The sequence below is a fragment of the Allobosea sp. 10L417 genome (assembly GCF_056395485.1).
The window spans coordinates 67,542-86,940 of the sequence record NZ_JBFTJP010000007.1 but is presented as its reverse complement, the minus strand read 5'-3'; the positions used below and the strand labels follow the sequence as shown (position 1 = coordinate 86,940).

General features: G+C 66.0%; 18 protein-coding genes. 14 read left to right on the top strand and 4 right to left on the bottom strand.

What is annotated here, in order from left to right; all coding sequences use genetic code 11:
• Window positions 1-94: 94 nt before the first annotated feature.
• On the bottom strand, window positions 95-781 hold the full coding sequence (locus AC1DE3_RS17765; protein WP_476852617.1) for a DUF2161 domain-containing phosphodiesterase: 687 nt from the start codon (window positions 779-781) through the stop codon (window positions 95-97).
• 156 nt (window positions 782-937) lie between these two features.
• Window positions 938-2,812 (bottom strand): ABC-F family ATP-binding cassette domain-containing protein, encoded by a 1,875-nt coding sequence (locus AC1DE3_RS17760; protein WP_476778772.1) that lies wholly within the window; start codon window positions 2,810-2,812, stop codon window positions 938-940.
• 158 nt (window positions 2,813-2,970) lie between these two features.
• On the opposite strand from AC1DE3_RS17760, the gene AC1DE3_RS17755 reads away from it, so the two are divergent.
• From AC1DE3_RS17755 to AC1DE3_RS17715, 9 genes are all read left to right on the top strand, one after another.
• Entirely contained in the window at window positions 2,971-3,093 is a 123-nt protein-coding gene (locus AC1DE3_RS17755; protein ID WP_441470575.1) for a hypothetical protein, read from the top strand.
• A gap of 92 nt (window positions 3,094-3,185) precedes the next feature.
• Window positions 3,186-3,686, top strand: a complete 501-nt coding sequence (coaD, locus tag AC1DE3_RS17750) for a pantetheine-phosphate adenylyltransferase (protein WP_441512638.1) — start codon at window positions 3,186-3,188, stop codon at window positions 3,684-3,686.
• A 173-nt stretch (window positions 3,687-3,859) separates the two neighbouring features.
• Complete coding sequence (gene proS, locus AC1DE3_RS17745) at window positions 3,860-5,191, top strand: proline--tRNA ligase (RefSeq protein ID WP_476778590.1); 1,332 nt, start codon at window positions 3,860-3,862, stop codon at window positions 5,189-5,191.
• Between the two features lie 43 nt (window positions 5,192-5,234).
• On the top strand, window positions 5,235-6,527 hold the full coding sequence (locus tag AC1DE3_RS17740) for a lipoprotein-releasing ABC transporter permease subunit (RefSeq protein WP_476778589.1): 1,293 nt from the start codon (window positions 5,235-5,237) through the stop codon (window positions 6,525-6,527).
• Window positions 6,527-7,216 (top strand): ABC transporter ATP-binding protein, encoded by a 690-nt coding sequence (locus AC1DE3_RS17735; RefSeq protein WP_441512635.1) that lies wholly within the window; start codon window positions 6,527-6,529, stop codon window positions 7,214-7,216. The genes AC1DE3_RS17740 and AC1DE3_RS17735 overlap by 1 nt, the downstream gene beginning before the upstream one ends.
• A 512-nt stretch (window positions 7,217-7,728) precedes the next feature.
• Window positions 7,729-11,202, top strand: coding sequence for a DNA polymerase III subunit alpha (dnaE, locus tag AC1DE3_RS17730; RefSeq protein WP_476778587.1), 3,474 nt, complete (start codon window positions 7,729-7,731; stop codon window positions 11,200-11,202).
• A 77-nt stretch (window positions 11,203-11,279) separates the two neighbouring features.
• Window positions 11,280-12,008: a bifunctional nicotinamidase/pyrazinamidase gene (pncA, locus tag AC1DE3_RS17725; protein WP_476778586.1), complete on the top strand. Its 729-nt coding sequence runs from the start codon at window positions 11,280-11,282 to the stop codon at window positions 12,006-12,008.
• 11 nt (window positions 12,009-12,019) lie between these two features.
• Window positions 12,020-12,715, top strand: a complete 696-nt coding sequence (locus AC1DE3_RS17720) for a helix-turn-helix transcriptional regulator (RefSeq protein ID WP_441512632.1) — start codon at window positions 12,020-12,022, stop codon at window positions 12,713-12,715.
• A gap of 69 nt (window positions 12,716-12,784) precedes the next feature.
• Window positions 12,785-13,168 carry a VOC family protein gene (locus tag AC1DE3_RS17715; RefSeq protein WP_476778585.1) on the top strand — a complete coding sequence of 128 codons (384 nt, stop codon included), beginning with the start codon at window positions 12,785-12,787 and terminating at the stop codon, window positions 13,166-13,168.
• Window positions 13,169-13,187: 19 nt separating this feature from the next.
• Here AC1DE3_RS17715 and AC1DE3_RS17710 read toward each other — a convergent pair whose 3' ends face one another.
• A complete protein-coding gene (locus tag AC1DE3_RS17710) occupies window positions 13,188-14,357 on the bottom strand; it encodes a GGDEF domain-containing protein (RefSeq protein ID WP_476778584.1) in 1,170 nt (389 codons plus the stop codon).
• A 196-nt stretch (window positions 14,358-14,553) separates the two neighbouring features.
• On the opposite strand from AC1DE3_RS17710, the gene AC1DE3_RS17705 reads away from it, so the two are divergent.
• The 4 genes from AC1DE3_RS17705 to pyrH all read left to right on the top strand — a co-directional run bounded on the left by AC1DE3_RS17705 (window position 14,554) and on the right by pyrH (window position 18,139).
• On the top strand, window positions 14,554-14,943 hold the full coding sequence (locus tag AC1DE3_RS17705; protein WP_476778583.1) for a pore-forming ESAT-6 family protein: 390 nt from the start codon (window positions 14,554-14,556) through the stop codon (window positions 14,941-14,943).
• Between the two features lie 256 nt (window positions 14,944-15,199).
• Window positions 15,200-16,201: a 30S ribosomal protein S2 gene (locus tag AC1DE3_RS17700; RefSeq protein WP_441512628.1), complete on the top strand. Its 1,002-nt coding sequence runs from the start codon at window positions 15,200-15,202 to the stop codon at window positions 16,199-16,201.
• A gap of 197 nt (window positions 16,202-16,398) precedes the next feature.
• A complete protein-coding gene (gene tsf, locus AC1DE3_RS17695; protein ID WP_476778582.1) occupies window positions 16,399-17,322 on the top strand; it encodes a translation elongation factor Ts in 924 nt (307 codons plus the stop codon).
• Between the two features lie 109 nt (window positions 17,323-17,431).
• Window positions 17,432-18,139, top strand: a complete 708-nt coding sequence (gene pyrH / locus AC1DE3_RS17690) for a UMP kinase (protein WP_441512626.1) — start codon at window positions 17,432-17,434, stop codon at window positions 18,137-18,139.
• A 7-nt stretch (window positions 18,140-18,146) separates the two neighbouring features.
• Here the strand turns inward: pyrH and AC1DE3_RS17685 are convergent, their stop codons facing one another.
• Window positions 18,147-18,560: a VOC family protein gene (locus tag AC1DE3_RS17685; protein WP_476778581.1), complete on the bottom strand. Its 414-nt coding sequence runs from the start codon at window positions 18,558-18,560 to the stop codon at window positions 18,147-18,149.
• A gap of 244 nt (window positions 18,561-18,804) precedes the next feature.
• On the opposite strand from AC1DE3_RS17685, the gene frr reads away from it, so the two are divergent.
• Window positions 18,805-19,368, top strand: coding sequence for a ribosome recycling factor (frr, locus tag AC1DE3_RS17680; protein WP_441512624.1), 564 nt, complete (start codon window positions 18,805-18,807; stop codon window positions 19,366-19,368).
• Window positions 19,369-19,399: the final 31 nt, after the last annotated feature.

Here is a 19,399-nt window from a genome sequence, read left to right as displayed (position 1 = left end):
AACACCCCGTGGCCCCGCCGTTGCGTTGGACTAAGATTTTCTCGGACGTCCAAGGCTGATGTCGCGTGGCGGAATCAGAAGGCCGATTCGAGGTTCAGGCCGATGTCTGGCTGCTCTCTCGATGTGCGGCGTGCTCAGGTAGCCAGGTCGCCAATGCGCTGCGACCTGTCTCGGTCAGCGCGTAGACGCCGCGGGCGGAGCGTTCGAACCAGCCATAGACGTTCCGGCGCAGGATCTTCTGGGCATCGGGGAGCGATGGCTTGAGATCGCGCGGGCGTTGCGGTGCCGATGCCATCGCTGCGGCACAGGCGAGCGCCTGCTGGCGATAGGCTGTCATGATGGGCTTGCGCGTGCCTCCGCCGGCGACGGGGTCACCCCGGCGCCGCTTGTGCTCCTCCACCAATCTCGAGCGCCGGCGGGGATCCTTCCGCGGCGTAGGCGCGGTCGGAGAGACCAGGATATCGACATGGCCGGATTTGGAGACGCCCAGCAGACCGAATCCGAGGCGCCGGCAGAGATTGCGATATCTCGGATCGCTTTCGCGGCCCTTGCCCTTGGCTGAGAGCTGGGCCGCCAGCCAGATTTCATCGCCAAGGCTCATTCGCTCCACGCCCTGCAGAATGAGCTCCAGATTGAACGTCAGCTTCAACTCGCCGATCACCACGACAGCCGGATCATCATCCCGAAGCCCGACGAGATCGCAATGTCCGATCTCCCCTTTGACGGAATAGCCCAAGCCCTCGAGGAAGCGCTTGACGGGCAGATAAAGAGAGGTTTCCACACCGCATCTCCGGACAACGCGTCGAGCATGCCCTCACAGTCGTTTCAGAGAGGCAAACGCCGTTCTGAGCAGGGCGCCGCGCCTCCACCGGCAGAACCGGCGGGCGCGCCGGCAGATGGGTCCGATCCCTGATCCGGATAGCGCTTCGGCCGTGCCTTAGGCGCTCTCCAGCTCTTCACCGAGCAGCAGCCATTCCTCCTCGGCGGCTGTCAGCGCCTCCGCCAGCTCAGCGCGCTGGCGCGAGATCTGCAGCGCCTTCTCGGGCTCGCGGGAGAAGGCGCCGTTGGCGAGCGCGGCGTCGACCTTCTCGATCAGCCCGGTCAGCTTGGCGATGCGCGCTTCCGCAAGGTTGAGCTTTTGCCTGAGCGGCCCCTGCGCCGCCCGCTTCGTGGCGGCCTCCTTGCGCTCGTCCGTCTTCGGCTTGGCGGCTCCCGCTTCAGCGGTGGGCTTGCCGCGCCGTTCGGCCTTGGCGCTGTCGAGCACGAAGGCACGGTAGTCCTCCATGTCGCCGTCGAAGTTCTTCACCGTGCCGTTCGCCACCAGCCAGAGCCGGTCGGCGCAGGCCTCGATCAGGAAGCGGTCGTGGCTGACGAGAATGACGGCGCCGGGATAGTCGTTGATTGCCGTCATCAGCGCGGTGCGGCTGTCGATGTCGAGATGGTTCGTCGGCTCGTCGAGGATCAGCAGATGCGGGCCGTGGAAGGTGGCGAGACCCAGCATCAATCGGGCCTTCTCGCCACCCGAGAGCAGCTTCACCGGCGTATCCGCCTTGGACGCGGGAAAGCCGATCTGCGCCGCCTTGGAGCGGACCTTGGCCTCCGGCGCATCCGGCATCAGGTCGCGCAGATGGCCGACGGGCGTGTCCTCCAGCCGCAATTCGTCGAGCTGGTGCTGGGCGAAATAAGCGGTTTCGAGCTTGCTCGACTTCTTCATCTCGCCGGAGAGCGGGGCGAGCCTTCCGCCGATCAGCTTGCAGAAGGTCGATTTGCCGTTGCCGTTGGAGCCGAGCAGGGCGATCCGGTCGTCCGGGGCGAGGTTGAGCTTGAGCCGCGACAGCACCTTGCGCTCGCCATAGCCGGCGCTGGCATCGTCCAGAACGATCATCGGCGGCGAGAGCGGCTTCTCCGGCCCGGGGAAGACGAAAGGCTGGACGTCGCGATCGACGATCGCCGCGATGGTCTCCATCTTCTCCAGCCGCTTCACGCGCGACTGCGCCTGGCGCGCCTTCGTGGCCTTGGCCTTGAAGCGGTCGACGAAGGCCTGGAGATGCTTGCGCTCGGCGTCCTGCTTCTCCTTCGCGCGAGCGAGCTGCATCTGCTTCTCGGCGCGCTGCTTCTCGAAGGAGGAATAGCCGCCGCGATAGAGCGAGAGCTTGCCCTGGTCGAGATGCAGGATGTGGTCGACGCTGGTGTCGAGCAATTCGCGATCGTGGCTGATGACCAGAACGGTGTGCGGATAGCGCTCCAGATAATCGTAGAGCCAGAGCGTGCCTTCAAGATCGAGATAGTTGGTCGGCTCGTCGAGCAGCAGCAGGTCGGGTTCCGAGAACAGCACGGCCGCGAGCGCGACGCGCATGCGCCAGCCGCCCGAAAAGTCGGAGCAGGGGCGCTGCTGCGCCTCCTCGTTGAAGCCGAGGCCGTGCAGCACCATCGCAGCGCGCGCTGGCGCGGAATGGGCGCCGATATCGGCGAGCCGTGTTCCGATCTCGGCGATCCGGTGCGGGTCGGTCGCGGTCTCGGCTTCCTGCATCAACGCAGTGCGTTCGGTGTCGGCGGCGAGCACGACTTCGATCAGCGATTCCGGGCCGCCGGGCGCCTCTTGCGCCACGCCGCCGATGCGCCGGCCCTTCGGCAGGCTGATATTGCCGCTCTCGGTGCCGAGATCGCCGGTGATGATCTTGAACAGGGTGGTCTTGCCGGTGCCGTTGCGGCCGACGAAGCCGACACGTGCGCCGTCCGGGATCGCGGCGCCGGTATGGTCGAGCAGCAGGCGCTCGCCGAGGCGATAGGTGATGTCGTTGATCGTCAGCATGGCCGCCGGTTTAGGCGGTTTGCGCATGAAAACGCAATGCACGGCCGGAATATCGGGCCTGACGTCACTGTTTCGTCACAATCTTGCCACGGGACGGCCCGCACTCGCCTTCACCCAACGGAACCGGAAGTCGTTTCCGATTCGCGAGGCAGTCTTCGATGCATGCCTACCCGTTCGATGTCGCGTCCCGCCACGTTTCCTCACTGGCGTCCCTGATGATCTGCCTGTCCATCATCCTCGGCAGCGCCGCCGCGCTCACTGCGATCGTCCCGTTTTCCTGACGTTGCATCGGCTTGCCTTGGGGCAGGGCGAGCCTGGCCGGGGTCGGGGATGCGGCTTGTCGCGCCGCGGGTGAGCCGCTAACGCTGGCATCATGGCACGCATCGCTTTCTACACCGGCTCCTTCGACCCCGTGACCAACGGCCATGCCGACGTGATCGCCGCGGCGGCAGGGCTTTGCGACAAGCTGGTCGTCGCGATCGGCGTCCATCCCGGCAAGACGCCGCTTCTCTCCGTCGAGCAGCGCGCCGAACTGGTGCGTATTGTCGCGACGCCGCTGCTGGCAGCGAAGGGGGCTGTGCTCGATGTCGTGACCTTCGACGATCTCGCCGTCGATGCGGCACGCCGCGCGGGGGCCTCGCTCATCATCCGCGGCCTGCGCGACGGCAGCGATCTCGACTACGAGATGCAGATGGCGGGGATGAACGGGACGATGGCGCCCGAAGTGCAGACGGTGTTCCTGCCGGCCTCGCCCGGTGTGCGCTACATCACTGCGACACTGGTGCGCCAGATCGCGGCGATGGGCGGGGATGTCTCGCCCTTCGTGCCCGCGCCGGTACTTTCCGCGTTGAAGGCGCGCTTCGCCAAAAACTGAAGCAGCACTCTTGGCCGGCGGCAAAATAGATCGAGGCGAACGGCACACAACTTCGCCACGTTCCGTGGCTTTCTGCTGATTTTGGTTTGCATTTTGCCGAGAGCGATGGTGTCTCTCAGATGAAGCGACTCGTCGTGCAAGTTCTTGCGCGACGCCCTCCGACAGGTTTTCCGATGCGTCTCTCCCGCTATTTCCTGCCCCTCCTGCGCGATACGCCCAAGGAGGCGGAGATCGTCTCGCACCGGCTGATGCTGCGTGCCGGCATGATCCGCCAACAGTCGGCCGGCATCTATTCCTGGTTGCCGCTGGGCCTGCGGGTGCTCAACAAGATCAATGCGGTGATCCGCGAGGAGCAGAATCGCTCGGGCGCCATCGAGATCCTGATGCCGACGATCCAATCGGCCGATCTCTGGCGCGAGAGCGGGCGCTACGACGCCTATGGCAAGGAGATGTTGCGCATCAAGGATCGGCATGATCGCGAGATGCTCTACGGCCCGACCAACGAGGAGATGGTCACGGACATCTTCCGGTCCTATGTGAAGTCCTACAAGGACTTGCCGCTCAATCTCTATCACATCCAGTGGAAGTTCCGCGACGAGGTGCGCCCGCGCTTCGGCGTGATGCGCGGCCGCGAATTCCTGATGAAGGACGCCTACTCCTTCGACATCGACAAGGACGCGGCCCGCCACGCCTATAACCGCATGTTCACGGCCTATCTGCGCACCTTCGCGCGGCTCGGCCTCAAGGCGATCCCGATGCGTGCCGATACCGGCCCGATCGGTGGCGATCTCTCGCACGAGTTCATCGTGCTCGCCTCGACCGGCGAGAGCGAGGTCTTCTGCCATAGCGACTATCTGACATTCGACACGCCGGCGGCCGACACCGACTTCGACAGCGTTGCCGGGCTGCAGGGCGTCGTCGACAAGTGGACGAGCCTCTATGCCGCCACCGAGGAGATGCACGACAAGCCGGCCTTCGAGGCGATCCCCGAGGGCAAGCGTCTTTCGGCGCGTGGCATCGAGGTCGGCCACATCTTCTATTTCGGCACCAAATATTCCGACCCGATGGGCGCGACCGTGACCGGCCCAGACGGCCAGCCGGTGCCGGTCCATATGGGCTCCTACGGCATCGGCCCGAGCCGCCTCGTCGCGGCGCTGATCGAAGCCGGGCATGACGATGGCGGCATCGTCTGGCCCGACGAGATCGCGCCCTTCGATGTTTCCGTCATCAACCTCAAGGTCGGCGACGCGGCGACCGACGGCGCGGCCGAGCAGATCTACAAGCACCTGCTCGCCAAGGGCTACGATGCTGCGCTGGACGATACTGACGACCGGCCGGGCGCCAAATTCGCCACTGCCGACCTTATCGGTGTGCCCTGGCAGATCATCGTCGGGCCGAAGGGCCTGGCCGAGGGCAAGGTCGAGCTGAAGCGCCGTGCGGGCGGCGAGCGCGAGCTCGTCTCGCTCGAAGCCGCGCTCGACCGCTTCAAGGGCCGGACGGCGTGACGGAGCGCCGCGCCAAAGGTCCTCGCATGGTCAGAGCGGCTTCATGAGCGCTGTCGCCGAGAATGCCGCCATTCCGACTGGAACGAAGCCCTTCGCCGGCTTCGAATGGCTGCTGGCCGGGCGCTATCTGCGCACGCGCCGGCGCGAGGGCTTCGTCTCGGTCATCGCCGGATTCTCGTTCCTCGGCATCCTGCTCGGCGTCGCCACGCTGATCATCGTGATGTCGGTGATGAACGGCTTCCGGAAAGAACTGCTGGAGAAGATCGTCGGCGTGAACGGGCATATCTTCGCCACGCCGATCGACCGGCCGCTCGACGATTACGACAGCGTCGCGCTGAAGCTCTCCAAGATCCCCGGCGTCAAGCTTGCGATCCCGCTGGTCGAAGGCCAGGCATTAGCCTCCTCGCAGACCGGCAACAACGGCGTGCTGGTCCGCGGCGTGCGCGAGGTCGACATCAAGGCGATTCCCTTCATCGGCGGCAATATCAAGGCGGGCACGCTCGACGGCTTCGACAGCGGGACGCCGGGCGTCGCGATCGGCCGACGCCTCGCCAATGCGCTGGGCATCCAGGTCGGCGACACGATGACGCTAGTCTCGCCGCAGGGGGCCTCGACGCCTTTCGGCACGGCGCCGCGTATCAAGGCCTATCCCGTCAAGGCGATCTTCGAGATCGGCATGACCGAGTTCGACAGCACCTTCGTCTACATGCCGCTGGTCGAGAGCCAGGCCTATTTCAACCGCGACGGCGACGTGAACGTCATCGAGATATTCGTCGACAATCCCGACCGGACCCAGTCCGTCCGCGATGCGATCGAGGCCGATGCGCCGCGCCCGCTCGTGCTTTCGGACTGGCGCCAGAGGAATCGCAGCTTCTTCAACGCGCTCGAAGTCGAGCGGAACGTGATGTTCATCATCCTGACGCTGATCGTGCTGGTGGCGGCGCTGAACATCGTCTCCGGCCTGATCATGCTGGTGAAGGACAAGACCGCCGACATCGCGATCATGCGGACGATGGGGGCGACGCGCGGCACCGTGCTGCGCGTCTTCCTGATCACCGGCGCGGCGATCGGCGTCATCGGCACGGTCGCCGGCCTCATCCTCGGCGTGCTCTTCGCCAACAACATCAAGTCGATCATGGCGGCGCTGAACTGGATCACCGGCGCCAATCTCTGGGACCCGACGGTGCGCTTCCTCAGCGACATCCCCTCGGTCATCGACTGGCGAGAGGTGGTGAGCGTCGTGCTGATGGCGCTGACGCTGTCGCTGCTGGCGACGCTCTATCCGGCCTGGAAGGCGGCGCGCCTCGATCCGGTCGAAGCGCTGAGGATGGGCTGATGGCGCAGGAGATGCCCGCGCTCTTCCTCTCGCAGGTGGAACGCTTCTATCCGCAGAGCGACGCGCCGCTCGAAGTGCTGCGCCGGGCCGATTTCGCGCTCTGGCCGGGCGAGGTCGTCGCGCTGGTCGCGCCGAGCGGCACCGGAAAGTCGACGCTGCTGCATGTCGCCGGCCTGCTGGAGAAGCCCGATGCCGGCGAGGTCTTCGTCGGCGGGCTCGCCACGACCAAGCTCGACGATGCCGGGCGCACGCGCCTGCGCCGCACCGAGATCGGCTTCGTCTATCAGTTCCACCACCTCCTGCCGGAGTTCACTGCGCTGGAGAACGTCGTCCTGCCGCAGCGCATCCGCGGCCTGCCGCGCGATGAGGCGGAGGAGCGGGCATCGGAGCTTCTGACCTTCCTGGGTCTGGGCGAGCGGCTGGATCATCTGCCGGGTGAGCTCTCGGGAGGCGAGCAGCAGCGCGTCGCCATCGGCCGCGCCGTCGCCAACGGGCCGCGTCTGCTGCTGGCCGACGAGCCGACCGGCAATCTCGATCCGCATACCTCGCAGCATGTGTTCGGCACGCTGATGGCGCTGGCCCGGGCTTCGGGGCTCGCGGCGCTGATCGCGACGCATAACCTGCAGCTGGCGAGCCAGATGGACCGGCAGGTCACGATCCGCGACGGGCTCGTCGTACCGCTGGATTGAAGGCGCCGCCGTCTTCCTGGGAGATGGGCAGGCTCGCGCGTCCAACGAAGGAGACGATGCGGAAGCGCATCGTCATTCCCCGGCATGACCCGAAATCGGCGCTGCCGGAGGTGGCTTGTCCGGAATGACGGCGCAGTTGCCACGCGCTCCAGATCTTAACGGGCCCACATTGCCGTTAGGCAGCCGTTAACCGCCCCGGCGGCGAGGGCGTCCGACGCCAGCTGCTTCGATTGACGAGAACAAAACATGAACTAGAATGAACCTATCAAGAACAACGGAGGTTCTCATGACTGCAGCGCGTAAATTCGCCGCCGGCCTTGCCGAGATCGCCTCGCTCGGCGTCTTCCTCGGCATGATCTGGCTCTGGGCCGCGATCTTCTCCGGCCCGCATGTCTGATCCCGGCAGGAGCCATCCACAGCACCGCGAAGGAATCCTCGACGCCGGCTGGGCCGAGGTTTCATAAGGGGAACGGACACGACGAGTCGCGCGGCGGCGACGATGGGAGAAGGACATGGGTCGGGAAGCTGGCGAGGCGCGCATCCTCTCGGACATCGGCTTCGTCCATCTTCATGTCCATTCGAGCTATTCGCTGCTCGAAGGCGCGATGACCGTCGCGACGCTCTCGAAGCTCGCGGCCGCCGATGGACAGCCGGCGCTGGCTCTCACCGACAGCGACAATCTCTTCGGCGCGCTCGAATTCTCGGAGAAGCTGGCAGGCGCCGGCCTGCAGCCTATCGTCGGCGTGCAGCTTTCGGTCGATTTTGCCGATGACGGCGACGGGAGCCGCAAGCCGGTTCAGCCGCAGCGCCTGCCGCATATCGTTCTGCTTGCCATGGACGAGGCCGGCTATGGCAACCTGATGAAGCTCGTCAGCGAGGCCGCTCTGGCAACCGGCGGGGCAGGTCAGCCGGTCACGACGGTCGCACGGCTCTCCGCCTTCAATACCGGACTCATCGCCCTCACCGGCGGCCATGGCGGGCCGATCGACACGGCGCTGCGCAGCGGCCAGCTCCCGCAGGCGACGGCCCGTCTCGCCACGCTCGCCGAGATCTATGGCGACCGGCTCTATGTCGAGATCCAGCGCCATGGCGGCGACGGGGAGGCGGGGCTGGAGGCTCATCTCCTGCGCCTTGCCTATGATGCCGATCTGCCGATCGTCGCGACCAACGAGCCCTTCTTCGCCAAGCCTGCCGATTTCGACGCGCATGATGCGCTGCTGGCGGTGGCGGAAGGGCGGCTCGTTTCGGACGGCACGCGCCGGCGCGTCTCGCCCGAGCATTATTTCGCTTCGCGCGCCGAGATGCAGAAGCGTTTCGCCGATCTGCCGGAGGCGCTGGCGAGCACGGTCGAGATCGCGATGCGCTGCCACTGGCGTGTCACGACCCGCAAGCCGATCCTGCCGCGCTTCGGCGAGGAAGGGCGGGACGAGGCGGAGGAGCTGCAGGAACAGGCCCGCGCCGGCCTTGCCGCGCGACTAGCCAAGCACGGCCCGGCCGAGGGCTTCAGCGTCGAGGATTACGACAAGCGGCTCGATTTCGAACTCTCGATCATCACCCGGATGAAGTTCCCGGGCTACTTCCTGATCGTCTCGGACTTCATCAAATGGGCGAAGAACCAGGACATCCCGGTCGGGCCCGGCCGCGGTTCGGGCGCCGGCTCGCTCGTCGCCTATGCGCTGACGATCACCGACGTCGATCCGCTGCGCTTCGGCCTGCTGTTCGAGCGCTTCCTCAACCCGGATCGCGTCTCGATGCCGGATTTCGACATCGACTTCTGCCAGAACCGGCGTGAAGAGGTGATCGAATACGTCAAGCACCATTACGGGCAGGAGCGCGTCGCGCAGATCATCACCTTCGGCACGCTGCTGGCGCGCGGCGTGCTGCGCGATGTCGGCCGCGTGCTGGAGATGCCCTACGGCCAGGTCGACAAGCTGACCAAGCTCGTGCCGCAGAACCCGGCCAAGCCGATTTCGCTGAAGGATGCGATCGAGGGCGAGCCGAAGCTGCAGCAGGCGGCCGAGGAGGAGCCGATCGTCGCGCGGCTGCTCGAAATTGGCCAGAAGCTGGAAGGGCTTCACCGCCATGCTTCGACCCACGCCGCAGGCGTGGTGATCGGCGACCGGCCGCTGGAGCAGCTCGTCGCGCTCTCGGTCGATCCGCGCACCGGAATGCGCGTCACCCAGTTCAACATGAAATGGGTCGAGCAGGCCGGGCTGGTGAAGTTCGACTTCCTCGGCCTGAAGACGCTGACGACGCTGACCACGGCGGTGAAGCTCATCGCCCAGCGCGATATCCATATCGATCTGGCGCAGTTGCCCTTCGACGATCCGACGACCTACGCCATGCTCGCCCGCGGCGAGACGGTCGGCGTGTTCCAGGTGGAATCGGTCGGCATGCGCAAGGCGCTGGTCGAAATGAAGGCCGACCGCATCGAGGACCTGATCGCGCTGGTGGCGCTGTATCGTCCGGGCCCGATGGACAACATCCCGACCTATTGCCGCCGCAAGCTCGGGCTGGAGGATCCGACCTATCTCCATCCCGGCATGGAGCCGTATCTGCGCGAGACCCACGGCATCATCGTCTACCAGGAACAGGTGATGCAGGTCGCGCAGGCGCTCTCGGGCTATTCGCTCGGCGAAGCCGACCTGCTGCGCCGCGCAATGGGCAAGAAGATCAAGGCCGAGATGGACGCCCAGCGCGACCGTTTCGTGAAGGGCGCCATCGAGGGCGGCATCAAGAAGGATACCGCTTCCGAGATCTTCGATCTGCTCGCCAAATTCGCCGACTATGGCTTCAACAAGAGCCACGCGGCGGCCTATGCGGTGGTCGCCTTCCAGACCGCTTTTCTAAAGGCGAATTACCCGGTCGAATTCCTCGCCGCGTCGATGACGCTCGACATGGGCAACACCGACAAGCTCTCGGAATTCCGGCGCGATGCGGAGCGTCTGGGAATCAAGGTCGAGCGTCCCGCGATCAACCACTCAGGCGTCGAGTTCGACGTGGCCGAGGGCAAGATCTTCTACGCGCTCGGCGCCATCAAAGGCGTCGGACGGTCGGCGGTGGAATCGGTGGTGACGGCGCGGGCGGCAGGTGGTCCCTTCCGCGATCTCGCCGATCTCGCGCGCCGCATCGACACGAAGCTTGTCAACCGCCGTACGCTCGAAGCGCTGATCGCGGCCGGCGCGCTCGACGAACTCGAAGAGGATCGCGCCCGCGCCATGGCGGCGATCGACGGCATGCTGGCGCTTTCGAACCGCATTCGTGACGAGGCGGCTGCCGGCCAGTTCGATCTCCTGGGCGGCGGGGTGGTCCAGGAAGCCTTCCGGATTCCGCAGGTCGAACCCTGGGCGCCAGCCGAGAAACTCAAGCGCGAGCACGAGGCCGTCGGCTTCTTCCTCTCCGGCCACCCGCTCGACGACTACGAGCATGTGCTGAAGCGGCTGCGCGTGCAGCGCTACACCGATTTCGCCCAGACGGTGCGCGCCAACGGCACGGGCGTCGGCAAGGTCGCAGTCTCGGTCATCGACAAGTCGGAACGCCGCACCAAATCGGGCTCGAAGATGGGCATCGTCAACCTGTCCGACCCGAGCGGGCAGTTCGAGGCGGTGCTGTTTTCGGAAGGGCTGATGCGTTTCCGTGACCTGCTCGAGCCGGGCAGGGCGCTGGTGCTGCGTCTCTCCGCCGTGCTCGACGGCGAGGAGGTGCGCCCGCGCATCGAGGATGTCGAGGTGCTTGATGACCTCGCCTCGCGGCAGAAGCAGGATTTGCTGATCTATCTGCGCGACGAGAAAGCAGTCGCTTCCATCGCCGAGCGCATCCGCCCGCGCGAAGCCGTGCGGGCTGAAGGCAAGGTCTCAATAGTCATGATCCTCGACGAAGGCGCGCAGGAGGTCGAGATCGAGCTGCCCGGCAAATTCCCGATCAACCAGCAGATCGCCAATGCGGTGCGCGCCGCGCCGGGCGTCGTCAGCGTCGAACTGCGTTAGGCGTTCATCGCGGGCACGGTTGCCGCCTTGCCGCGGGCGTGCCGCTGGCGCAGGTTAATGTCGGTGGGAGGCGGGCCATGACGGATCGGGGCGGGATCGACAGGCGCGGATTGATCGCGGGAGCGACGATCCTGACCGCGGCGGCGGCGGCGCGCGCCAGCAAGGCACAGGAGCAACCCGTGATCGACGAGCGGACCGTCCTCATCGTCGTCGACGTCCAGAACGATTTCTGCCCCGGCGGCAGCCTCGCCGTCGCCAGGGGTGATGAAGTCGTCCCGGTCATCAACGCGCTGGCAAAGCGCTTCTCCAACATCGTTTTGACGCAGGATTGGCATCCGCCCGGCCATTCGTCTTTCGCGTCGAGCCATCAGGGGAAGAAGCCGTTCGATACGGTCCAGATGTCCTATGGCCCGCAGGTGCTCTGGCCGGATCACTGCGTACAGGGCACGAAGGGGGCCGAATTCCGCGCCGATCTCGATCTGGCTCGGGCTCAGACCGTCATCCGCAAGGGTTTTCGCCGCGAGATCGACAGCTATTCGGGTTTCGTCGAGGCGGATCGCCGGACGCCGACGGGCCTGACCGGCTATCTTCGCGAGCGCGGCATCCTGCGGGCCGTCGTGGCGGGCCTGGCGACCGATTTCTGCGTGAGCTGGACGGCGCAAGATGCGGCGCGAGCCGGCTTCGACACCTATGTCGTCGAAGATGCCTGCCGCGCCATCGATCTCGAAGGCTCGCTCGCCAAAGCTTGGGCAGAGATGGCAGAGCTCGACGTGACGCGGATCAAGGCCAGCGATCTGCCGGGCTGAGGTTCAGGCCGGTGTCGCGCGCGCAACGCCTGCTCGACCTTGTCCAGGTGCTGCGCCGACACCGCCGCCCGGTTTCGGGGCGCAAACTTGCCGCCGAGCTCGGCGTCAGCATCCGCACGCTCTATCGCGATATCGTCACCTTGCAGGGGCAGGGGGCGCCGATTGAAGGCGAACCCGGGCTCGGCTATGTGCTGAAGCCGGGCTTCATGCTGCCTCCCCTGATGTTCAGCGAAGAGGAGATCGAAGCGCTGGTGCTCGGCTCGCGCTGGGTGGCGGACCGCGCGGACGGCGCGCTGGCGCTGGCGGCGCGCGATGCCATGGCCAAGATCGTCGCCGTTCTGCCGGTCGATATGGCCGGTCGCGTCGAGGAGGCGGCGTTGATCCTTGGCCCTGGGCGAAAGGCCGTCGATGCGCCCGAGATCGATCTCGCCGCGATCCGTCAGGCCATCCGCGCCGGGCGCAAGGCCGCGATCGGCTATAGCGACGAGAAGGGCCGTGTCAGCGAGCGCGTGGTCTGGCCGATCGCACTCTCTTTCTTCGATCATGTCCGCGTGCTCGTCGCCTGGTGCGAGCTGAGGCAGGATTTCCGGCATTTTCGAACGGACAGGCTCACGCGGTTCGAGACGCAGGAGAACCGCTATCCGCATCGCCGGCAGGCGCTGCTCAAGATCTGGCGCGAGAAGGAGGGAATTGCCGCATCGGTGTGATCGACGCTGCCGGAAATTGGCAGCATCCGATTCTAGTCTTCCGCTATCTCGAGACCTTGGGAGGCCATCATGTTCGACGCCCACTTCATCCTGCTTCATGTCGATAGCCCTGCAGCGAGCGCCCGCTTCTATGCGGAATTGCTCGGCAGCGAGCCGCTCGAACAGTCGCCGACCTTCGCGATGTTCGCGCTTCCCTCGGGAATGAGACTCGGCCTGTGGTCGCGTCATACGGTCGAGCCGGCAACGACCGGATCCGGCGGAGCGGCCGAGATCGCCATGGTGGTCCCGAGTCCCGAGGCTGTCGATGCAGCCTGTTCGGATTGGCGCGAACGCGGCATCGCCATCCTGCAGGAGCCGACGGATCTCGATTTCGGCCGCACCTTCACCGCGCAGGACCCGGACGGCCACCGGTTGCGGGTGTTCCATCCCTTTCGAGATCCCGAACAGGGGTGAGACCGCCGCGTTCGGGCGCTCAGGCCTCAAGCGGCCTGAGCTGCGCCTGAACGCGATCGCGGCCGAGGCGCTTGGCCCGGTAGAGCGCTTCGTCGGCCTCCGCCAGCAACTGATCAAGGCCCCGGGAGCGCAGATCGCTTTCGGCGACGCCGATGCTGAGCGTCGGCGGGCCCGCCAGATCATGGAATTCGGCAAGCGCATCCTTGAAGACACCGCGAATGCGCTCGGCCACGCGGACGGCCTCGCGCACACCGACGCCGGGCAGCACGACCGCGAACTCGTCGCCGCCCTGCCGGGCAAGGATGTCGCCGCCGCGCAACTGCCCCTGTACGGCATGCGCGAAGACCCGCAGGATCTCGTCGCCAGCCGCGTGACCGCGCGTGTCGTTCAGGGTCTTGAAATGGTCGATGTCCACGAGAAGGATGGAGACCCGCATTTCGCCCCGTTGCCCGCCCCGGACCTGCTGGTCGAGCCATTGCTCGAGCCCGGAGCGGTTCATCGCGCCGGTCAGCGGGTCGCGCCGGGCGAGTGTCGCCAGCATGCGGTTTGAGCGTTCGGCGGCGAGCAGGAGCAAGGCCTGCCCGCGCAGGATGATGAAGGCGACGCCGGTCGCCGCGAGCCAGGCATTCGCTCCGGCATCGCGCGGGAGAAGGGTCGTGCCGACGCGGTCGAACGCCGCCAGCCCCATGCGGCCGACATAGATCACGACCGTCGGGGCAAACAGCGCAGCGAGCAGCCATGCCGAGCGCAGCCGCTCCTCCAATCCGAGGCGAATGGCTTCCCTCACGATCGCGGCGTCGCAGAGGGCCATCACGACCGCAACGATCATGACCCGCGTCGCATAGCCCTGCTCACCCGGCGAGAGCGAGAGCAGGATCCAGACTGCAAGCAGGACGACTCCGAGGCCGAACCAGTGCAACTCGCGCCCGCCGAAGTGGCGGATGCCGAACAGCAGCAGCAGGCAGCCGGCCAGCATCGCCGTATTCGCGAATTCGATCGAGATCAGGTCCGGAATAGCGTCGCGGAACGCTGCGGCGAGGAGGCCCGCCCCGATGCACAGGCTGCTCGTTCCCCACCATATCGGGCTGCGGGTGAAGCGCCCCGTCGCGAAGGTCATCAACTGCATCAGGCCAATGATGAAGCAGGTCAGCGCGCCGGTGACGAAGATCGTCCTGAGGTCGAGAATCATGCTCGCGCCGGCCCGTCTCGCCGCGGCGGAGCGGGCGCGACAGGCGTCTTTGGGCGCCGGGAACGACCGCCGTCCACGTCCTGCCGGGCCTGCATCGTCCTGGGTTGAGGAGCAGGCATGCAAGGGCTAGTCAGAATGCGGATGGGGGCGAGCATGGTTGCATGCTTGGGATCATAATAGCCCGAGGATATCCAGCATGAACTTTTATAAGTCGTTGATCGCCACGTCGGCCGTCGCTGTTCTGGCGTCCGCCGTTCCGTCCTTTGCCCAGACGCAGGCAGACCAGTTGAAGCTCGCCTATCAGGCCGCTCGCAACCAGCTCGGCATTCTCGGCTATTGCGCCGAAAAGGGCCATACCGACGCTTCCGCCGTGGACGCGCAGAAGAAGCTGATCGCGCTCATTCCCGCGCCGGCCGATGCCAGCGGCGGGGATGCGGCGGAGGCCGCCGGCCGCAAGGGCTCGATCTCGGTCATGGGAATGGAGCAAAATCTCGAGGTGATCGCCAAGGCGCAGGGCGGCACGCCCGCCGCCTATTGCAAGCAGATCGGCGATCTCGTGAAGCAGGTGGGCGCCAAGCTGCCGTAGCGGCGAGGGGCGGGTTTCCCGCCCGCATCGGAGTGATCGACGAAGCGTCCCGCGCGTGTTCTCGCGCGGGGGTGCCACGAGCCGAGCCGGATTTTCTTGGCCGCTCCGGCTTGCAATGCGGCGCCATCCCTAGTAAGGCGCAAGCCATCCCACATGGAGCGTATCGCCTCTTTACCTACGAGGCGTTCCGGTGACGCGGCAGCTCATGCCTTGTTCATTCGCGCTCCAGAGGCTCAACCGGAAGGACTAGAACACCATGGCTCTGCCTGATTTCTCCATGCGCCAGCTCCTCGAGGCCGGTGCCCATTTCGGCCACCAGTCCCACCGCTGGAACCCCAAGATGTCCCCGTACATCTTCGGCGTCCGCAACAACATCCACATCCTCGACCTGTCGCAGTCGGTGCCGATGCTGCATCGTGCCCTGCAGGCGGTCTCGGACACCGTCGCCCGCGGCGGCCGCGTCCTCTTCGTCGGCACCAAGCGCCAGGCGCAGGACGCCATCGCCGATGCGGCCAAGCGTTCGGCCCAGTATTACGTCAACTCCCGCTGGCTCGGCGGCATGCTGACGAACTGGAAGACCATCTCGGCTTCGATCCAGCGTCTGCGCAAGGTGGACGAGCTGCTCAACGGCGGCGGCTCCGGCCTGACCAAGAAGGAGCGTCTGATGCTGTCGCGTGAGCGCGACAAGCTCGAGAAGGCTCTCGGCGGCATCAAGGACATGGGCGGCACGCCGGACATGATCTTCGTGATCGACACCAACAAGGAAGCACTCGCGATCAAGGAGGCCCAGCGCCTCGGCATCCCGGTTGCCGCGATCGTCGACTCGAACTCGGATCCGGACGGCATCACCTTCCCGGTTCCGGCCAATGACGACGCCGGCCGCGCCATCCAGTTCTATTGCGACCTGATCGCCCGTTCGGCGATCGACGGCATCGGCCGCGCCTCGGGCGACCAGGGCATCGATGTCGGCGCCGCCGAGGCGCCGGTCGTCGAGGAGGTTCTGGAGCCGGTGGCTGCCGAAGGCCAGGTTTTCGAGACGCTGACCACCCCGCGCGGCGCTCCGGACGATCTGACCAAGCTCTCGGGCATGGGCCCCGACGCGGTCCAGAAGCTGAACGACGGCGGCATCTACCACTTCTGGCAGATTGCGGCGATGTCGCCGGCCGACGTGACCAAGGTCGACCACGACCTGAAGCTCGGCGGCAAGATCGAGCGCGAGGGCTGGGTCGCCCAGGCTCGCGAACTCGCAGACGCCTGATACAGACTGCATGATGGCGGCGCGTCATCGGCGCGTCGCAATCAGGCTTTCGATTTGACGCCGGCTTTTAGAAGTTGAGAGGACGCGCCGACGGCCGGAAACGGAGCGTCGGCGTTTCCCCATGCAGGCGTCCGCTTAAATCCGCTCCGCGGCCGGCCCTTGGGGCCTGCGCCGCACCGACAGCAAGGACAAGACAGATGGCAGCGATCACCGCCGCGATGGTGAAGGAACTCCGCGACAAGACCGGCGCGGGCATGATGGACTGCAAGACCGCCCTTTCGGCGACCGACGGCAACATGGAAGCCGCCGTCGACTGGCTGCGTGCCAAGGGCCTGTCGAAGGCCGCCAAGAAGGCCGGCCGCGTCGCCGCCGAGGGCCTCGTCGCCGTCGCGGTGCAGGGCAACGAGGGCGTCGTCGTCGAGGTCAACTCCGAGACCGACTTCGTCGCGCGCAACCCTGAATTCCAGGCGCTCGCCAAGACCATCGCCGATGTCGCGCTGGAGCGTGGCGGCGATGTCGATGCGCTGCTCGGCCATCACTATCCGGGCGGCGGCTCGGTCCAGGACGCCATCGCCAATGCCATCGCCACCATCGGCGAGAACATGACCTTGCGCCGCGTTTCCTCGCTCAAGGTCTCCTCGGGCGTGATCGGCTCCTATGTCCATGGCGCGATCGCCGACGGCCTCGGCAAGATCGGCGTCATCGTCGCGCTCGAGTCGACCGGCAAGGCCGATGAGCTCGCCGCGCTCGGCCGCCAGCTCGCCATGCACGTCGCTGCGACCAACCCCGTCGCGCTCGACCTTGCTTCGGTCGCCCCGGACGTCCTGGAGCGCGAGAAGGCGATCCTGGCCGAGAAGAACGCGGGCAAGCCCGAGCATGTCCTTGCCAAGATCACCGAGAGCGGCCTGAAGAGCTACGCCAAGGAATACTGCCTGCTGGAGCAGGCTTATATCCATGACGGCTCGAAGTCGGTCTCGCAGGTCCTCAAGGAGATCGAGGGCAAGGTCGGCGCTCCGGTCAAGCTCACCGGCTTCGCCCGCTTCGCGCTTGGCGAGGGCATCGAGAAGGAAGAGCAGGATTTTGCGGCCGAGGTCGCTGCCGCCGGCGGCACCACGGGCTGACAATTCCGCGGATGAATGACAGAAAGGCCGCGCATCGCGCGGCCTTTTTTGTAGGAAGACAGGCCCGCTCCGATTCGAGGCGGGCCGCAACACGGACGGAGAGACATCGATGAGACCCCAACGCGTTCTCGTGAAGCTCTCCGGCGAAGCTCTTGCGGGGCCTGTCGGAAACGGGCTCGACGGCGGCACCCTGACCGCGCTGGCCGCCGACATCGCCCATGCCTCGCGCGAAGGCGTCGAGATCGGCATCGTCGTCGGCGGCGGCAATTTCTTCCGCGGCGTCCAGGGCCTCAACAAGGGGCTCGACCGGACGACCGCCGATTCGATCGGCATGCTCGGCACTGTCATGAATGCGCTGGCTCTGGAACACGCCATCGAAGCCGCGGGCGCGCCGGCCCGTGCGATGTCGGCAGTGCCGATGCCGTCGCTCTGCGAGAGCTACGCCCGCAAGCGCGCCCTCGACCATCTCAGCAACGGCAAGGTCGTCATTCTCGGCGGTGGTACCGGCAATCCCTACTTTACCACCGATACCGGAGCGGCGCTCCGCGCGGCCGAACTCGGCTGCAGCCATCTGCTCAAGGCGACGCAGGTCGACGGCGTCTACAGCGCCGATCCGAAGGAGGATCCGACTGCCACCCGCTACGACACGCTCACGCATGAGGATGCGATCAAGCGGGATCTCAAGGTGATGGATACCGCGGCCTTCGCGCTTGCCCGCGATGCGAGCCTGACCATCGTGGTCTTCTCGATCGCCGAGCCCGGCATGCTCGCCGCCGTCCTGCGGGGCGAGGGCAGGGCGACCTATGTGACGCCCTGAGGGGGCTTCAGTAGGTCCGCCAGAGGCCGGGCGTGACCAGTTCGAGCATGTGCCCATCCGGGTCGCGGAAATAGAGGCTCTTGCTCCCGCGATCCCACTGCATGCGGCCCTCGACGGGGATGCCGAGCTGATCCAGCTTGGCCTCCCAGGCCGCCAGATCATCCGCATCGACGGCAAAGGCGATGTGCAGCGAGCCGCTGCCGTCATGCGGCGGAATGCTTCCATGGTCGAAACGCTGGGTCTGCAACGATGCGCCGCGCAGGAACAGCAGCAGCACGCTCGCGCCACCGACGTCATAGGCGAAAAGGGTCTTGGTCTTGAGCAGGGGTGCGAGGCCGAGCTTCGCTTCGTAGAAGTCGCGGGCGCGGTCGAGATCGTCGACATAGAGGGCAGTCTCGACGATGCGGTTCAGGCGGGGCACGTTTTTCTCCGTGTTTCTTTGCCGGCGGTGCTGGCTTGCCGCGTTGCAAGCCTCTAGACTGATCTATGCATCCCGAAGCGGCGGACCAACCTGTCTGCCACGTCGTGGAGATTCAGCTCGATCCGCCGCTTCCCCCTTGCCCGGCCTGGGGGAACATGCTGTTCGAGCATGTAATTCTTGACCCTGGGCGGCCTCGCCGCCATGGTCGCGCCGATTTTGGATTATCTGCAAGGTCCTGATTGAAATGGCCCAGACGACGTTCGACCTCGCCGACCTCAAGCGCCGCATGGCCGGCGCGGTGCAGTCCTTCAAGGGCGACCTCGCCTCGCTGCGCTCCGGCCGCGCCTCGGCCAACATGCTGGACCCGATCCAGGTCGAGGCCTATGGCGCCCGCACGCCGCTCAGCCAGCTTGCTACCGTGAGCGTGCCGGAGCCGCGCCTGCTCAGCGTCCAGGTCTGGGATCGCAGCATGGTAAACGCCGTCGACAAGGCGATCCGCGAATCCGATCTCGGCCTCAATCCCCAGACCGAGGGCCAGGTGCTGCGCATCCGCATCCCCGAGCTGAACGAGCAGCGCCGCAAGGAGATGGTCAAGGTCGCGCATAAATATGCCGAGGAGGCCAAGGTCTCGGTGCGCCATGTCCGTCGCGACGGCATCGACGTCGTCAAGAAGCTCGAGAAGGACGGCGACATGACCAAGGACGATGCCGCGCGCAATTCCGATCTGGTTCAGAAGGCGACCGACCAGCACATCGCGGAGATCGACCAGGCGCTCGCGGCGAAGGAAAAGGAAATCCTGCACGTCTGATCCCAGCGCGGGATCGGTCCTGCGCCCTTCC

What these genes read in the sequence shown, in the direction of transcription:
- AC1DE3_RS17760 (WP_476778772.1), bottom strand. Translation starts at nt 2,812, where the DNA reads ATGCTGACGATCAACGACATCACCTATCGCCTCGGCGAGCGCCTGCTG.
- AC1DE3_RS17755 (WP_441470575.1), top strand. Translation starts at nt 2,971, where the DNA reads ATGCATGCCTACCCGTTCGATGTCGCGTCCCGCCACGTTTCCTCACTG.
- coaD (WP_441512638.1), top strand. Translation starts at nt 3,186, where the DNA reads ATGGCACGCATCGCTTTCTACACCGGCTCCTTCGACCCCGTGACCAAC.
- proS (WP_476778590.1), top strand. Translation starts at nt 3,860, where the DNA reads ATGCGTCTCTCCCGCTATTTCCTGCCCCTCCTGCGCGATACGCCCAAG.
- AC1DE3_RS17740 (WP_476778589.1), top strand. Translation starts at nt 5,235, where the DNA reads ATGAGCGCTGTCGCCGAGAATGCCGCCATTCCGACTGGAACGAAGCCC.
- AC1DE3_RS17735 (WP_441512635.1), top strand. Translation starts at nt 6,527, where the DNA reads ATGGCGCAGGAGATGCCCGCGCTCTTCCTCTCGCAGGTGGAACGCTTC.
- dnaE (WP_476778587.1), top strand. Translation starts at nt 7,729, where the DNA reads ATGGGTCGGGAAGCTGGCGAGGCGCGCATCCTCTCGGACATCGGCTTC.
- pncA (WP_476778586.1), top strand. Translation starts at nt 11,280, where the DNA reads ATGACGGATCGGGGCGGGATCGACAGGCGCGGATTGATCGCGGGAGCG.
- AC1DE3_RS17715 (WP_476778585.1), top strand. Translation starts at nt 12,785, where the DNA reads ATGTTCGACGCCCACTTCATCCTGCTTCATGTCGATAGCCCTGCAGCG.
- AC1DE3_RS17710 (WP_476778584.1), bottom strand. Translation starts at nt 14,357, where the DNA reads ATGATTCTCGACCTCAGGACGATCTTCGTCACCGGCGCGCTGACCTGC.
- AC1DE3_RS17705 (WP_476778583.1), top strand. Translation starts at nt 14,554, where the DNA reads ATGAACTTTTATAAGTCGTTGATCGCCACGTCGGCCGTCGCTGTTCTG.
- AC1DE3_RS17700 (WP_441512628.1), top strand. Translation starts at nt 15,200, where the DNA reads ATGGCTCTGCCTGATTTCTCCATGCGCCAGCTCCTCGAGGCCGGTGCC.
- tsf (WP_476778582.1), top strand. Translation starts at nt 16,399, where the DNA reads ATGGCAGCGATCACCGCCGCGATGGTGAAGGAACTCCGCGACAAGACC.
- pyrH (WP_441512626.1), top strand. Translation starts at nt 17,432, where the DNA reads ATGAGACCCCAACGCGTTCTCGTGAAGCTCTCCGGCGAAGCTCTTGCG.
- frr (WP_441512624.1), top strand. Translation starts at nt 18,805, where the DNA reads ATGGCCCAGACGACGTTCGACCTCGCCGACCTCAAGCGCCGCATGGCC.